At 51.5% G+C, this 16261-nt stretch carries 11 protein-coding genes; 4 read left to right on the forward strand and 7 right to left on the reverse strand.

The window, feature by feature from the left end; all coding sequences use genetic code 11:
• Nucleotides 1–263 precede the first annotated feature (263 nt).
• Together NYR02_RS11085 and NYR02_RS11090 are read right to left on the reverse strand one after the other, a co-directional pair.
• Nucleotides 264–812 carry an HU family DNA-binding protein gene (locus tag NYR02_RS11085; protein WP_260976434.1) on the reverse strand — a complete coding sequence of 183 codons (549 nt, stop codon included), beginning with the start codon at nt 810–812 and terminating at the stop codon, nt 264–266.
• 211 nt (nt 813–1023) lie between these two features.
• Nucleotides 1024–1842, reverse strand: a complete 819-nt coding sequence (locus tag NYR02_RS11090) for an SDR family NAD(P)-dependent oxidoreductase (protein ID WP_260976435.1) — start codon at nt 1840–1842, stop codon at nt 1024–1026.
• A 272-nt stretch (nt 1843–2114) separates the two neighbouring features.
• Between NYR02_RS11090 and aspS the strand changes: the two genes are divergently transcribed.
• Nucleotides 2115–3890: an aspartate--tRNA ligase gene (aspS, locus tag NYR02_RS11095; RefSeq protein ID WP_260976436.1), complete on the forward strand. Its 1776-nt coding sequence runs from the start codon at nt 2115–2117 to the stop codon at nt 3888–3890.
• A gap of 97 nt (nt 3891–3987) precedes the next feature.
• On the opposite strand, the gene NYR02_RS11100 is transcribed toward aspS, so the two are convergent.
• The 4 genes from NYR02_RS11100 to NYR02_RS11115 form a co-directional block, all read right to left on the reverse strand.
• Nucleotides 3988–4896: an acyltransferase gene (locus NYR02_RS11100; protein ID WP_260976437.1), complete on the reverse strand. Its 909-nt coding sequence runs from the start codon at nt 4894–4896 to the stop codon at nt 3988–3990.
• A 149-nt stretch (nt 4897–5045) separates the two neighbouring features.
• Nucleotides 5046–5564: a hypothetical protein gene (locus NYR02_RS11105; protein ID WP_260976438.1), complete on the reverse strand. Its 519-nt coding sequence runs from the start codon at nt 5562–5564 to the stop codon at nt 5046–5048.
• A gap of 104 nt (nt 5565–5668) precedes the next feature.
• The gene (locus NYR02_RS11110; RefSeq protein ID WP_260976439.1) at nt 5669–7438 is read right to left on the reverse strand and encodes a phosphoethanolamine transferase family protein; all 1770 of its coding nucleotides are present in this window, start codon (nt 7436–7438) and stop codon (nt 5669–5671) included.
• A gap of 234 nt (nt 7439–7672) precedes the next feature.
• Complete coding sequence (locus tag NYR02_RS11115) at nt 7673–10276, reverse strand: bifunctional aconitate hydratase 2/2-methylisocitrate dehydratase (RefSeq protein WP_260976440.1); 2604 nt, start codon at nt 10274–10276, stop codon at nt 7673–7675.
• A gap of 684 nt (nt 10277–10960) precedes the next feature.
• On the opposite strand from NYR02_RS11115, the gene NYR02_RS11120 reads away from it, so the two are divergent.
• The 3 genes from NYR02_RS11120 to NYR02_RS11130 all read left to right on the forward strand — a co-directional run bounded on the left by NYR02_RS11120 (nt 10961) and on the right by NYR02_RS11130 (nt 12774).
• A complete protein-coding gene (locus NYR02_RS11120; RefSeq protein WP_260976441.1) occupies nt 10961–11683 on the forward strand; it encodes a hypothetical protein in 723 nt (240 codons plus the stop codon).
• A gap of 129 nt (nt 11684–11812) precedes the next feature.
• On the forward strand, nt 11813–12466 hold the full coding sequence (locus NYR02_RS11125; RefSeq protein ID WP_260976442.1) for a hypothetical protein: 654 nt from the start codon (nt 11813–11815) through the stop codon (nt 12464–12466).
• A gap of 20 nt (nt 12467–12486) precedes the next feature.
• Nucleotides 12487–12774, forward strand: coding sequence for a hypothetical protein (locus NYR02_RS11130; RefSeq protein ID WP_260976443.1), 288 nt, complete (start codon nt 12487–12489; stop codon nt 12772–12774).
• Between the two features lie 230 nt (nt 12775–13004).
• On the opposite strand, the gene acnA is transcribed toward NYR02_RS11130, so the two are convergent.
• Nucleotides 13005–15737, reverse strand: a complete 2733-nt coding sequence (gene acnA, locus NYR02_RS11135) for an aconitate hydratase AcnA (RefSeq protein ID WP_260976444.1) — start codon at nt 15735–15737, stop codon at nt 13005–13007.
• Nucleotides 15738–16261 lie beyond the last annotated feature (524 nt).

Raw genomic sequence — 16261 nt, forward strand, 5'->3', positions numbered from 1 at the left:
AATTTTTAGCCATAACCCTTCGGGCTGAGGCCAGTTTTCCCCATTAACGTCGTCGTTCGTCATTCATTTAGCCCGCTAATATCACTCCTCACTCCTTGTTCTGAGAAAAACTGGCTCTCAGCAGGCCGGATTTACTTAGTGTCGACAGGCCCTAGCAAAAGAGCAAAAACAGCAGGGCAAAAAAAAGCGACCGATAAATATCGGTCGCTTAATAACGTGCCGGTTGTCGGCAGCGTATCAGCCATTACCGCAAAGGCAATGGATTACATTGCCATGTCTTTCAGTTTTTTCAGTGGCAGTACTTTAACTTTGGTGCTGGCTGGCTTGGCTGCAACATCCATAGTTTCACCCGGACGGAATGGGTTAGGTACGTTTTTGCGTGCTTTTTGTGCAGGCTTTTTGATGGTCTTGATTTTCAGCAGGCCTGGCAGGATGAACTCGCCAACCGCGCGCTTTTTAACGTGACGTTCGATCAGTACCGTCAGTTCTTCCAGTACGGCGTTAACATCTTTACGGGCCAGACCGGTGGTTTCTGCAAGTTCATTCAACAGCTGGGTTTTGCTGAATTTTTCGGCAATGGCTGTGGTCTTGCGTGCTGCAGGTGCAGCAGCTTTTGCAGCGGGTGCTTTAGCTGCAGCGGCTTTAACAGCCGGTTTTTTAGCAACGGCTTTTTTCGCCGCTGGCGCTTTGGCTACGGCTTTCTTAGCTGGGGCCTTAGCTACGGCTTTTTTTGCTGCGGGTGCTTTGGCAGGGGCTTTAGCAGCGGCTTTTTTTGCAGGCGCTTTTGCCGCCGGAGATTTTCTTGCAGCCATGGTCTGATCCTTTTGGTGTTGTTGTTCCGGGTTCGGGCTTCTCCGTTGCAGGTTGACGCTGAACTGCTGCGTATTATCGGAGAGGCATGAGAATTCTTATGCAAAAAAAAGGGTGAAGCAAGCACTTCACCCCTGTTTTTTCGGGGTTTTTCGTCACAAAACGTGATTTGCGACTATCTGATGCGGGTTTTCAGCGGAATTGGACCGTTTTTTATGCCAGCTTCTTCAGCACCCAGCCGAAAATGCCGCTGTAGCGAACCGGAAACCAGCGTTGAATACGGTCCATTAAACGTGCATCGGCACCGATTAAAATACGGCGTTTTTGTTGTTTTACGCCGCTGATAATGACATCCGCAGCCTGGGCCGGCGTGGTGCGTGCCATCTTCTCGAATTCCGTAATCTGAGTAGCGTGATCTTTTTCGCCCGCCAGTGAGGTTTTCATTCGGCCGTTACGGACGATATTGGTCTTAATACCACCCGGATGGACAGTGGTTACAAAGACTCCGGTTCCGGCCAGTTCCTGACGCAGCGATTCGGTAAAACCCCGCACGGCAAATTTGGTGGCGTTGTAAGCGGCCTGGGTGGGCAGGGCAATAATGCCAAAAATACTGGAAATATTAATAATGGCGGCTTCGGGGCGGCTCTGCAGGTGTGGCAGAAACGCTTTGGTGCCATAGACCACGCCCCAGAAGTTGATGTTCACGATCCACTCCATATCTTCGTAACTCATATTGGCTACGGTTTCTGACAGCGCTACTCCGGCGTTGTTGATGATGGCGTCGGCCTGGCCATGGTCTGCGATGACTTGTGTCGCGTAGGCTTCGAACGCTTCGCGGTCGGCAACGTTCAGTGTATTCAGGGTGACCTTACCACTGCCGCTCAGCAGGGCACGGGTTTCTTCGAGGCCTTTCATATTAACGTCGGACAGTGCCAGGTGGGCACCTTCACGGCTGAGTTGTTGCGCCAGTGCCCGGCCGATACCGGAGGCGGCGCCGGTGATAACAACAACTTTATTGGCAAATGATTGCATGCTGCTTGCTCTCTGAATTTTTATCGTTATGAGATGCGCAGGTTACCTGAGTAGTGGCCGTGCTCAAGGTGGATTTGTGACGATCCGCGTGGTTTTTGGCCGCCGTATGCCGTGGCTTTCGCCGGGCTTATGCGGTGCGGTGCAGTAATCCCTGTCCTGAGGTATCGGATTGCCGTCAAAATCCGTTATACTGCCCGCCTTTTATTTCCGGCCCGCCTTCTATTTCCGGCCCGTCGGCAACTTCATTGACGATTCAGATGCAGGACCAAGCGATGCGCACACATTATTGTGGTGATATCAACGAAACCTTGATCGACCAAACCGTAACCTTCTGTGGCTGGGTGCATCGTCGCCGTGACCACGGGGGCGTTATTTTCCTCGACATCCGTGACCGCGAAGGTCTGGTGCAGGTGGTGTTTGACCCTGACACTGTGGATGCTTTCAATATCGCTGACAGCGTGCGTTCTGAGTTTGTGGTGCAGATCACTGGCCGTGTGCGTGGTCGTCCGGAAGGCACCACCAATGCCAATATGAAAACCGGTCTGATTGAAGTTCTGGGTAAAGAAATCACCATCCTGAACAAGGCGGCAACACCGCCGTTCCCGCTTGATGGTTACAGCGATGTGGGTGAAGAGATTCGTCTGAAATATCGCTTTATGGATATGCGTCGTCCAGAAATGCAGGACAAACTGCGCTTCCGTTCAAAAGTGACTTCCCATGCCCGCCGTTATCTGGAAGAGCAGGGTTTCCTCGATATTGAAACCCCGATCCTGACCCGCGCAACGCCGGAAGGTGCGCGTGATTATCTGGTGCCAAGCCGTACTCACGAAGGTTCTTTCTTCGCGTTGCCACAGTCTCCACAGCTGTTTAAGCAGCTGCTGATGGTTGCCGGTTTTGACCGTTACTACCAGATTGCCAAATGTTTCCGTGACGAAGACCTGCGTGCTGACCGCCAGCCGGAATTTACCCAGATTGACGTTGAAGCTTCGTTTATTAACGAAGACGACATCATGGGCATTGCCCAGGGCATGATCAAAGAAATCTTCCAGAAAGAACTGAATGTCGATCTGGGCGACTTCCCGCGTATGCCGTATTCCGAAGCGATGAACCGTTACGGTTCTGACAAGCCGGATATGCGTATTCCGATGGAAATCGTCGATGTTGCTGAATTCCTGCAGGATATCGAATTCAAAGTCTTTGCTGCTCCGGCGAAAGATCCGAAAGGCCGTGTTGCTGCATTGAAAGTACCGGGTGGCGCTGAGCTTTCCCGTAAGCAAATTGACGAATACACCAAGTACGTTGGTATTTACGGTGCCAAGGGTCTGGCCTGGATTAAGGTCAACGAAATCGAAAAAGGTGTTGAAGGTCTGCAGTCTCCGATCATCAAGTTCATCGGCGACGACAACACCATGAAGATCATGACCAAGCTGGACGCGAAGAACGGCGATATTGTTTTCTTCGGTGCAGATAAAGCCAAGATCGTGAACGAAGCGCTGGGTGCTCTGCGCTGCAAAGTGGCTGCCGACCTGAATATGTACACCTCGGAGTGGGCAGCATTGTGGGTGGTCGATTTCCCGATGTTCGAAGAGAACGATGATGGTTCTGTGACGGCACTGCACCATCCGTTCACCGCGCCAAGCTGTTCTCCGGAAGAGCTGGAAAAAGACCCGCTGAACGCGCTGTCCCGTGCTTACGATATGGTACTGAACGGCTGTGAGCTGGGCGGTGGTTCTATCCGTATTCACGATCAGGGTATGCAGCAGGGCGTATTCCGCGCGCTGGGTATTTCTGAAGAAGAGCAGCGTGAGAAGTTTGGCTTCCTGTTGGATGCACTGAAATTCGGCGCACCGCCACACGGTGGTCTGGCGTTCGGTCTGGATCGTCTGATCATGCTGATGACGGGCTCGACTTCTATCCGTGAAGTGATTGCATTCCCGAAAACCCAGTCAGCCGCTTGTGTGATGACTCAGGCTCCGGGTGCGGTCAGCAATGTTCAGTTGCGTGATCTGCACATCAAACTGCGTGAGAAACCAAAAGCCGCTGAGTAATCAGCGCTTAATGGGTTTATGTCAGAGGCTTTTGAGTGTCTGGCAGCATAAAAAACGGGAGCTTCGGCTCCCGTTTTTTATTGGCTGAAAATAGCTTTCAGTGTTCGGCTTTTATGGTTTCCAGCAGGGCATCTTTTTCTTCCCACATGCGGGTGACCCACTGCTGTATTTCCAGACGTAATTCGCCATCGTTCTGATAGTCACCCTGGCTGAAGCGGGGTGGAATCGGCAGTTCCTCAATCTGAATAACTGCGTGGTTAAAGCGGCCGCACATCATATCCCAGAAGGTCGGAATGCCTTGTGGGTAGTGAATGGTGATATTGGTCAGGGCGCTGAATTTATCGCCCAATGCCTGAATGGCAAATGCCAGTCCGCCGGCCTTGGGTTTCAGCAGATGTTTAAACGGCGATTGCTGGTCGCGGTGTTTTTCGGTGGTGAAGCGCGTACCTTCAAGAAAATTCATCACACTGGTGGGTGTTTGTGAGAACTTTTCACAGGCTTTCTGCGTTTCTTTTAAATCGTCACCAGCTTTTTCCGGATGTTTGGCCAGAAATTGTTTGGAGTAACGGCGCATAAACGGAAAATCCAATGCCCACCAGGCCTGGCCAACAATGGGCAGGTAGGCCAATTCTTTTTTAATAAAAAATTTCAGCAGCGGGACTTTGCCGTGGTAAATCTGATACAGCACAAAAATATCCACCCAACTTTGATGGTTGGCGCTGAGCAGATACCAGTCTTTTTCCCCCTGGCGTGACAGGCCGCGGATATCCCATTGCACACGGTGAACATGGTTGAGCCACCACAAAATACCGGCCAGCCACACGCTGGCTATCGCGGTGATGACCGGGTTGGCCAGTTGTTGTGCCTGACGTGCTGGCAGAATAAAAGCATAGAGAAATACGCCAAGAAAAACCGTATGTACCAGCAAGGCCATCGAGCTGATGATACCTGCGCAGGTTGATATAAACGAAGGGCTGTAACCGGAGGGCGGTGTTGCTTGGCTCACGTTGGTGTCCGTGTTCAGGTGGGCTGTTAAGGGTGAAGGATCATGTTAGATAAAGACTGCGGCAGCGGCAATCCTCTGTTTGCTACAGGACAATGTGTTGCGTGATGCTGGCTGATCTTTATGTCCTGAATTGTGTTGATGTTCAGGTTTTATTGACAGCCGGGATCGTTGTCTTCGATGACGCGGCCAGGAGTGTTTTCTATAAAAATATGTTGCTGCCCATGGCTGTCGGGAAAGTACGCCAGGTTAATGACCACCTGCTCGTAAAGCCAGTACAGCGCATCACTTTCTTCGACCCGGTAGCGTTGTTGGTAGCGGTATTGCAGCCAGCCATCGTGCAGTTGCCACTGGTCAAATTCACCGCTGCTGTGGCGCAGGCAGACGGCACCATCCTGCTGTTGATAGAACAGCACGCGATCCAGTTGCCAGCCCAGCCCTCCGACTTTTTTCAGGCGAAAACGTCCGTCGGGGTAGAGCGCTGACGGGCGGTCATCACCGTGAATATCAAGCCGTAATTGTTGGCCGTTACCCAGAGGAATGTGTGGCAGTTGTTGTATTGGCCTGATCGCCGTGCGGTCAGGATGGCCGTGCCGCAGGGATGCATAGGGTTCGCCGCGTTGCGATTTTTCCCACTGCTGGCAGTGAATCTGAACCAGATATGCACCCATAGATAATTTCCGCTGACCCGAACGTTGTGGAGGTAACAGAGCGCATGTTAGCAGAAAGTATGGGAAAGATAGCAAGCCGGGCTTTAATCGCCCGGCGTTCAGGATTATTTGCCTGTAACAGCGATGGCTGAAGATGGGGCTTTTAATGGTTTATAAGCCAGTTTGCCGTGCATGGTTCGGGCATTTTCAAGTGGCAGGTCATAATCAAAACTGAACAGGTCGCAACTGCTGCAATAGCTGCTGCCTTCCATCCGGCTGCCACTCATTCCAATTACTGTATCGAAAATAAAATCGTTGGGATAATACTGGCCCAGGTTGTGACGCAGGGCTGCAGTTTTATCCGTATTGTGCTGCTGATAAGCCTCTGACAGCCAGATCAGTGTCGGCGACTCGACCATGTCAAAAGAGAAGTTAGCGCTGGAGTGGCCAACGCCGCGTTCGATATCTTCTGAATGGTCGGCAAAGTAGATCAGACCGCCAATGCCTTCTTCGCCCAAAGCGCTCTGCAGATCGTCGACCAGTGTGCTGACAACATGGTCGTTGTACAGAATGCTGTTGTCATAACATTCGCGGGAGTGACCGAGGCCACCTTTGAATATATGGGAATACAAAGCATCCATTGGTGACACTTCATAGCGTTTGTACTCTTCCGGATAGCGCTCACAGTAATCGGTATGGTTGCCCATCAGGTGCACAAAAATCACCTGATTTTTACCCGCATCACGCTGTGCCAGAATTTGTTCGTACAGTGGCAGCAGCACGCCGTCGGGCTGATGGTCTTTGTGTGACATGCTGTGGAATTCAATATCGAAGGTCAGTTGTACATCCTGTGCTTCTTTAGCGATCAGACCGAGGATCATGTCGTAGCTGTTGGACAGTGGCTGATTACCCAGCCAGTGAGTTACGAAACCGGCTTCGTTCATTAATTCAACAATGCCCAGTGACTGGGTGTAGTGCTTATTGTTTTTCTGATTAGCTGCGGTCAGAGCGTGCGACAGGGCAGCCATGGTGCCCGGATAATTGGAGAAAGAATTATCGGCAACAAACAGATTGCCCTCATCTTTCAGACGCTGCAGGTTAGGTGTGGTGTCCAGCTCATAACCGTAGATACCCATGTGGTGTTTATTCAGTGATTCACCGACAACAACCACATAAATCTCACCCTGACCTTCCTTGCTGATGCGGTAGTCTTTATTGATATTACGCTCGCTGAACTGCGCCATACGCTCTTTGGTCGTGGTCATCTCTTGCTGATAGCTGACGTAAACATCCACCGGGTAGGTAAATAAGCCCTTTTCCAGTGGCGCCAGAGCAATCATCAGTACGGCCAGCAAGACATAGGTTGCAGCGGTTTTTATCGGCAGGGTTTTACGTTCACTGCCAACATTGTGTTTAACGATCCAGATAAGAAGTGCCGTGGCCAGTAACAGGGGTATCAGCGACATCACAGACGTAAAGCTGGCGAGATACTCACTGGCTTCTGTACTGGTGGTCTGGAAAACGGCAATAAAGCTGTCTTTGTTCATGGCACCACCGACTACCTGATAATGCAGCAGATAGGCCAGTGGTCCCAGCAGGGGTATGGCAATAATGAGCAAACCGAGAAAGCGACCGGCCAAAGTACGCATCTGCAGCGCCATAAACAGGCTGGTTGCTGCAGCAAAAACCAGCAGATCCGTGACGGCGCCATAGGGATATATCTTGCCCACAGAAATAACGGACAACACCACACTTAACAGGGCAAATCCCAGCATGAAACGGCTGACCCGGGGCTGGTTCAGCGCGGTTCCGCGTTTGATCAGCTGCGTCCAGATATAAACAGTCAGACCGATAAACAGCAGTTTAATCGGGATTAAAGGAAATAAAGCTGACATGGCGCTCCCTTGGATTGGCAAAATTGTCCGTAATCAGGCTGGTTGGGCGCGGAATGTAATAAAAATGTCACCGGAATGCAAAGGAATGACTGTTCATCTTCCTGACTTAATATTCCGGGCAGGTGGTAACGCCGGTTCAGTCTGGGTTCAGGGAGCTGTCGTCGGGCAGGGCTGCCGAAGACGGGCATAAAAAACCCGGCGATTGCCGGGTTTTTGATCTGCACAGAAAACCGATTACTTGTCAGAAGCAATCACAGCCGTTGCTGCTTTTCTGGTGTACTCGTCCATCTTGTCGAAGTTCAGGTACTTGTAGATTTCAGCCGACATGCTGTCCAGTTTGTTGGCGTATTCCATGTACTCTGCGGTGGTTGGCAGTTTACCCAGAATAGCACCAACCGATGCCAGTTCCGCAGAAGTCAGGTATACGTTGGCACCATCACCCAGGCGGTTCGGGAAGTTACGGGTAGAGGTAGACAGTACGGTGGAGTTTGGTGCCACACGTGCCTGGTTACCCATACACAGAGAACAGCCCGGCATTTCGGTGCGTACACCGGAAGTGCCGTAGATGTTGAAGTAACCTTCTTCCATCAGCTGAGCTTCGTCCATTTTGGTGGGCGGAGACATCCAGAAGCGGGTGCTCAGACCACCTTTATGGCTGGCCAGTAACTTACCCGCGGCACGGAAGTGACCGATGTTCGTCATACAGGAACCAACGAACACTTCGTCTACTTTAACGCCGGCAACTTCAGACAGGGTTTTGGCATCGTCCGGGTCGTTCGGGCAGCACACGATTGGCTCTTTGATGTCGGCCAGATCGATTTCGATTACGTGGGCGTATTCGGCGTCTTTGTCAGCACGCATCAGGCTTGGGTTGGCCAGCCATGCTTCCATTGCCTGTGCCCGACGCTCCAGAGTGCGTGGGTCGCCATAGCCTTCAGAGATCATCCAGCGCAGCATCACGATGTTGGAACGCAGGTATTCAGCTACCGATTCTTCCGACAGGTTGATGGTACAACCGGCGGCAGAACGCTCAGCAGAGGCGTCAGACAGTTCGAACGCCTGTTCAACCGTCAGGTTTTCCAGACCTTCGATTTCCAGAATACGGCCGGAGAATTCGTTGATCTTACCTTTCTTCTCAACCGTCAGGATGCCTTGTTTGATACCGTACAGCGGAATGGCGTGCACCAGGTCGCGCAGGGTAATACCCGGCTGCATCTGGCCTTTGAAGCGCACCAGCACAGATTCCGGCATATCCAGTGGCATAACACCGGTCGCTGCGGCGAAGGCAACCAGACCAGAACCCGCCGGGAAGGAAATACCCATAGGGAAGCGGGTGTGGGAGTCACCACCGGTACCCACCGTGTCAGGCAGCAGCATGCGGTTCAGCCACGAGTGGATGATACCGTCGCCCGGACGCAGTGCCACACCGCCACGGGTCTGGATAAAGTCAGGCATGGTGTGCTGCATTTCAACGTCAATCGGCTTCGGATACGCCGCCGTGTGACAGAACGACTGCATCACCAGATCCGCCTGGAAGCCCAGACACGCCAGATCTTTCAGTTCGTCACGGGTCATCGGCCCCGTAGTGTCCTGAGAACCGACAGTCGTCATCTTAGGTTCGCAGTAAGTGCCCGGACGTACGCCCTGGCCTTCTTCCAGACCACAAGCCTTACCCACCATTTTCTGCGCCAGAGTGAAGCCTTTGGTGCCGGCTTCAGGGTCAACCGGCAGACGGAAAGTGTCGGTTGCGCCCAGATTCAGAGCAGCGCGGGCCTTAGTGGTCAGGCCGCGACCGATGATCAGCGGGATACGGCCGCCAGCCTGAACTTCGTCCAGGATGACATCGGATTTGAATTCGAATTCGGAGATAACGTCACCGGCTTCGTTGAGGATTTTGCCTTCGTATGGGCGGATATCGATCACGTCACCCATGTTCATCTTGTCGACAGGGGCTTCGAATACCAGAGCGCCGGCATCTTCCATGGTATTGAAGAAGATAGGCGCCACTTTAGAACCGATACACACACCGCCGCCGCGCTTGTTCGGTACGCCCGGAATGTCATCACCAAAGAACCACAGCACCGAGTTGGTGGCCGACTTACGGGAAGAACCGGTACCAACAACGTCACCCACAAAGGCAACGGGCAGGCCTTTGGCGCTGATTTCTGCAATCTGTGACATTGGGCCGGTTACGCCGTGCTCTTCCGGAGTCAGACCGTCGCGGGTCATCTTATAAGCAGCGCGTGCGTGCAGCGGGATATCAGGGCGTGACCAGGCATCGGGCGCCGGAGACAGGTCATCGGTATTGGTTTCGCCGGTGACTTTAAACACGGTCATCTTGATGGATTCAGCAACCTTGTTGCGCTTGGTGAACCATTCAGCGTTGGCCCAGGATTCCATCAGTTCTTTGGCAACGGCATTGCCGGCGTTCATTTTGTCCTGTACGTCGTTGAACGCATCAAACATCAGCAGGGTGTGCTTCAGTTCTTTAGCGGCCAGCGGAGCCAGTTGAGCGTTGTCCAGCAGCTCAACCAGCGTGGCGATGTTGTAGCCACCCTGCATCATACCCAGCAGCTGAATCGCCTTTTCTTTGGATACCAGCGGAGAAGTCGCTTCATCTTTGATGATGGCCGTCAGGAAGGCGGCTTTTACGTAGGCGGCTTCGTCAACACCTGGTGGGATGCGGTTTTCCAGCAGATCAACCAGAACGGTTTCTTCGCCAGCCGGTGGGTTTTTCAGCAGCTCAACCAGAGCAGCAGTCTGCTCAGCGTTCAGTGGCTTGGGCGGAATATTCAATTCAGCACGTTCAGCGACGTGTGCGCGATAAGCTTCTAACACAGCGGTATCCTCATCGTTAACAATCAGACTCTTTACTATCCGTTCATTTATCGGGGGAAATGATAGCTCCTTGCTCTGATTATAACAGTACTGCCGGGTTCAATGCCCAGAGACAAACGTCGACTATGTGAACAGACAAACGTCGATAATGCGCAGAGTAACGTTAGGCAGAAAGCGGTCTGCAGCGCCTTGAGAATGGCCGCTCCTCACCGGCCACAGAAGCGGCCTTGCCTGCAACGAACTTGTTGGAATTCACAGCTCGTAGGAGCGGACCGTGCCTGCGAACTCGGTTGTTAGCATTCCCTGGCCGTAGGAGCGGGCCATGCCCGCGAATAAGGTTATTGGCATCCACCGTTGGTAGGAGCAGGCCATGCCCGCGATGCTGCAAACTCTTCAAAGGAATCTGAATCCAGTACTTTATGCCTAGACCACAAAAATGAGATTTCTGTTATTAATAACGACAGGCAGTCTGCGCAACAGGGCCGGAGCGACAGGTTTGCCAGACGAGAGCTTTACAGACGCAGAAAAACCGAATTAACCAGCGTGCGCGTTTTTCTGAGGTGTTTTTAAGGGGCAGGCGACATTTCGAATCAGATCAACTGGTTGCAGAAGAAGCCTCGAAAAAGTTTACCGGAGTTAATGTGCGTGCCTGCTAATAAAACTGTTAGGTTCATGGAGGGGGTTATGCATCATCGAAGTGGCTGCTGGGTTTCCGGCCATTTTAGAAATGGCTCTTGGGTAGAAGGACACTATCGAGGAGGAACAAGTGTATATGATAAAATTAATTACAGCTATTCTCGCCAACCAACCAGAAATAAAAAAAATTGGGTTTATTACGGTAGTATAACTTTTGAAACGCAATGCTGGTGGTGTGGACAAGATGTTTACTTTCATAGAGATGGAAATAGTGGTTGTGTTTTATTTGATTCTTTAGGCTCTCCTTGGCCTGTGCACGATTGTTGGCTTGAGCATAAGTTCGAGCAGCAACAAGCCATAGACCATATTCTAAGTAAGTTCGCTTTATATATAGATTCTCAAAATATAAGCCTTACTTTCTGTGAAAAGTCTCAAGACAAAGACGAGTTAGATTTTTATGGCTATTTTGTCAGTTATTATCCATCAAAGTTAATTTATAATGACTTTGATCCTTTGGTTGATATAGTTGTTAGGGATTACAATGGAGATAACTATAAGATGTTAATCCCCTGCCAAGTGGCTTCTGAGCTGAATACGATGTCTTTGGTTAAGGTTAAAGGCGAGTGGGCGTGCAGAGGTAGTTCTTACATTCTATTTGCAACGGAAATTTCTGCAAATGGCCCTTATGAGTCATATAACACAATTGAAGTAGATGTAGATATTAAAAATATTATTCGCAAGAAATGGATTTATAGACAACTAAAAACCTAATAAATGGTTGAGTTGGTATGTCAATTGCTGTACTGCTCTGTCGGTTATATGAGTATTAGGCTGTCAATGCCCTTTATTCTTTCCGTTCTTACCTCGGAGAGTTGACTATTCAACATTAGGAGATAATTGATGTTATTTCGAAAAGCACAGGTGATTACACTAGTTATAGCGCTAAACGGGTGCGCTTCGATTCCACCGGAGGCTCCTGAGTTATCATCGGAGTTGGGTCGCCGAATATCTGCAATTGAGGAATCTAATGTCGTTTTGCTGCATCGCTTTTTCGACCAAAAGCGAAAGGCAGTCGATAAGTTTGTCGAAGATGAATGGGTTCCGGAATTTGCTGATCAGTTCTTTTCTGATACAAAAATGGTGACTGCCTGGAATACGATCGTATCGGAAAACAATAAGGCCGATCGCCTACGATTTATCACAATGGCTGGGCCAAAACTGCAGAAGCGAATCAACCAAAAGCGCCTCGAACTAATTAAACCTCTTGACGAGCTAGAGCGTCGGATTGAAGCATCTATTCGTGGAGAATATACACAAGTAAAAGCAATGAATAACAGCATTACGAGTTTTCTACTTTCAGCGTCGAAAGTTGCTGAAGCAAGGAATCGCTACTTAGAGATGGCTGGAGTTCAGGATGAAAAGATTGGTCAGCTTATTGATAAGACGGATGATGCGGTTTCCGATTTGCTTGGACAGGCAATTAACGTCCGAGACAAAGCAGGTCGGGCCGAGGAGTTTCTCAACAAGGTTCGCGAAATTCGCGACTCTATTTAATCCCATCGGAAGAGGAAAGAATGATGCCAATCAACTGGGAGCAGTTAGACAGTGATATCGATACTGCAATCGCAAACGGTGCAACAGCGACTGACGATAAGCTTGCTTCGGGGATATCGTCAATTACTAGAATGACAGATGATGAGATAAAGGAACTATTTCCTGAATCGGCGGATGCTAAAAAGCTTTCCGACTTAATGAAAATAGTAAAATCTTCCGAGGAAAGAAGTGCCAAAATCACGAAAATCGTGAGTAATGCAGAGGAGTTTGGAGGGGTTGTGCTCACCCTTTTGCAGAAATTTGTCTAATAATGGGATGCAAGAACGTCTGATCTTAACCCTCTTTAGCGGACACTAAAGTCAAACTGACGAGGTGTGATGATCTTGCCGAAATAAAAAACATATACAGCTAGCCACCAAAAAATCATGGACAAAAAAACCGGCTCCTCTTGCGAGAGCCGGTTTTTTAGCTTTTCAGTCAGAAGTTCTGGCCGAACCCAAATATCTGATTAAGCCGGCGGTACCTGTTCCAGCTGTTGTTAGCTGTTAGCCGCGATAATATCCCGCAACACCATCGGCAGAATGCCTTTGTGGCGGATCTGCTCCAGCTCGGATGAGGTATCCACGCGAGACAGCAGCTTGTGCTGTTCGGTTGAACCGTCTTTGCGCTTGATCGTGAGTTGAACAGAACCGCGTGGCGTCAGGGCATCAATGCCTGCCAGATCGAAGGTTTCAGAGCCATCCAGATTGAGTGAGCCCAGCGTCACGTCTTCTGGCAGTTGCAGCGGCAACACACCCATGCCGACCAGATTGGATTTGTGAATACGCTCAAAGCTCTCGGCAATAATGGCTTTTACCCCCAGCAGCGCCGGGCCTTTTGCCGCCCAGTCGCGCGATGAGCCGGTGCCATACAGCTTGCCGCCGAATACCACGGTTGGCGTGCCTTCCTGCTGGTAGCGGGATGCGGCGTCATAGATCGACATCTTCTCGGCTTCGCCATTGGCGTTGTAGTAGTTAGTCACCGCACCGGTCGTGCCCGGCAGCATCAGGTTTCGGGCTTTTACGTTGCCGAAGATACTGCGCAGCATCACGTGGTGGTTACCACGACGTGCACCGAGGGAGGTCAGGTCGTTGGCGTCAACGCCGATCGACATCAGGTACTGTCCCGGTGCTGAATCCGGGCGGATGCGGCTTACCGGCGAGATATGGTCGGTGGTGGTGTTGTCATCACACATCACCAGCATGCGTGCGTTGCTGATGTTGTTGAGGGAATCCTCAGGTGTTTCCAGTGAGAAACCGTCAAAGAAGGAGATTTCCTGAATGTAGCTCGACTTCTCGTCCCACTGATACACGGGGCCGGTCGGTGACTCCAGCTTCTGCCAGCTCTCCGGGCCAGCGAGAGAGTTTTCGTAGGTTTCGCGGAAGGCTTTCGGGTCCATGCACTCGTGCATGGTTTTGGTGATTTCCGCGTTACTCGGCCAGATGTCTTTCAGGAATACATCATTGCCCTGAGCGTCTTTGCCCAGTGGCTCTTTGGTAACGTCGATATTCACATTGCCCGCGATCGCCATAGCAACGACCAGCGGCGGCGACATCAGGAAGTTGGTGTCGACATCCGGGTGTACACGGCCTTCGAAGTTACGGTTACCCGACAACACGGAAGACACAATAATGTCGTGGTCACGCAGGGCGGCTTCAATGCTTGGCGCCAGCGGACCAGAGTTACCAACACAGGTCGTACAGCCGTAGCCTGCGGTATTAAAACCGAGGGCATCGAGGTGCTCCTGTAATCCGGCTTTGGTTAAAAAGTCGGTTGCCACCGGTGAGCCAGGTGCCATTGAAGTCTTAACGCCGTCTGGCACTTTCATGCCCAGTTGGTTGGCTTTTTTCGCCAGCAGGCCGGCGGCAATCAACAGACCCGGGTTAGAGGTGTTGGTACAGGCGGTAATCGCAGCAATTACGATGTCGCCGTCTTTCAGCGTGCGCTCTGGCAGTGACTGGAAAATACCGGCTTCGTCCGCCTTAACCGGGGTGACTTTAACTTCTTCCGGGGTACGATTGCCTGCCGTTGCGGCTTGCTGGAATACCTTGCCGATATCGCCCAGCGGCAGTCGGTCCTGCGGTCTTTTCGGCCCGGCAACGGATGGTTCAACGGTAGATAAATCGAGATGCAGCAAATCGGTGTAGCGCGGCAGTTTCTGGCCCGCTTTCCACGCCATGTTCTGCGCCTGGTAATACGCCAGTGGCAGGTCGCCATCACGGCCGGTAGCTTTCATATAATCGGCGGCGATTTCATCAAACGGGAAGAAGCCCATGGTCGCGCCGTATTCCGGTGACATATTGGCGATGGTCGCACGGTCTGGCAGCGACAGATTAGCGCTGCCTTCACCCACGTATTCCACGAATTTACCGACCACACCGCGCGGGTATTTGCGCAGCATTTCAGTAATGGTTAATACCAGGTCGGTTGCGGTAACGCCTTCGCGCAGGGCGCCGGTCAGCTCAACACCAATGACTTCTGGTGCGAGCATTTCCATCGGCTGACCCAGCATAGAGGCGCCGGCTTCAATACCGCCCACGCCCCAGCCAACAATACCCAGCGCATTGGCCATCGGCGTGTGGCTGTCCATACCGATCAGGGTATCCGGGATCATCAGCTGATCTTGTTCTGATGAGCCCTGCAGCAGATAACCCTGAGCCAGATATTCCAGGTTCACCTGATGCACGATGCCGGTTTGCGGCGGAATAATGCGGATGGTGTTAAACGCCTGCGCGCCCCATTTCAGGAAGGCATAGCGTTCTTTGTTACGTGCCGCTTCCAGCTCGCTGTTAATGCGCAGCGACGCCGGGCTGCCGGTGTTGTCCATGGTAACCGTATGGTCGATCACCAGATCCGCACGCACCAGCGGCTCAATAATGGATGGGTCCAAACCCATGCGCTGTACCGCTGAACGCATCGCGGCGAAATCGACGATGGCAGGGGTGCCGCTTAAGTCGTGCATGATCACACGGCCAGCGGTGAACGGAATTTCTACCGGCTCTTTACCCTGATGCGCTGGCCAGTTGCCCAGCGCCTGCAGCTGCTCAACCGTGATGCCGTTTTTGCCGACATTACGGGCAATGCCTTCCAGGATAGGGCGCAGAGAAAACGGCAGATCATCCAGATTGATGCCGAAGCGCTTTGCGGTGTCTGGCAGGCTGTGAAAACGATGGGACGTGCCTGGCAGAGTCTTAATCGAGCTTGAAGGGTCGAAATGGGTAGGTGATGTCATGCTGGATTCCTGGCAGGTTGTTGAGTGCAGGGGTGGCAGAAGCCTGAATTGTCAGCAATTTTAACGGCATGAGGGGCTAAAGCAAGGTTTATGACTGCCGCTTTAGTCGGATTGTATACAATCTTGGCGTTGGAAGTGCATCAAAGGCCGTAGGAGCGGGCCATGCCCGCGATGCTGCAAGTCCTTGCTGCGAACGCCAGCCGGAGAATAAAGCCGCAACAAAAAAACAGGTACGAAAAGAGGCCGGTAATACAGGCACTGCGCGCCGATAGAATGGAGATGGCTACGGGCATGGACATTTATGGTTTGCTTCTTCACGCGAGTATAAAACCAGTACTTTATGCCTAGACCAAAAAAGTGAGTTTTCTGTTACTAATAACGTCAGACAGTCTGCGCAACAGGCCAATGCCCATAGGGAAAGGTAAACAGCCGAAAGGTTTGTTGGCGCAGAAAAACCGGATTAATAGGTGTGAGCGTTTTTCTGGAAGAGTTTTCGCTGTGATGTGGGATTTTGCAGAACAATC

The organism is Thalassolituus pacificus (assembly GCF_025318105.1).
GTDB lineage: Bacteria > Pseudomonadota > Gammaproteobacteria > Pseudomonadales > Oceanobacteraceae > Venatoribacter > Venatoribacter pacificus.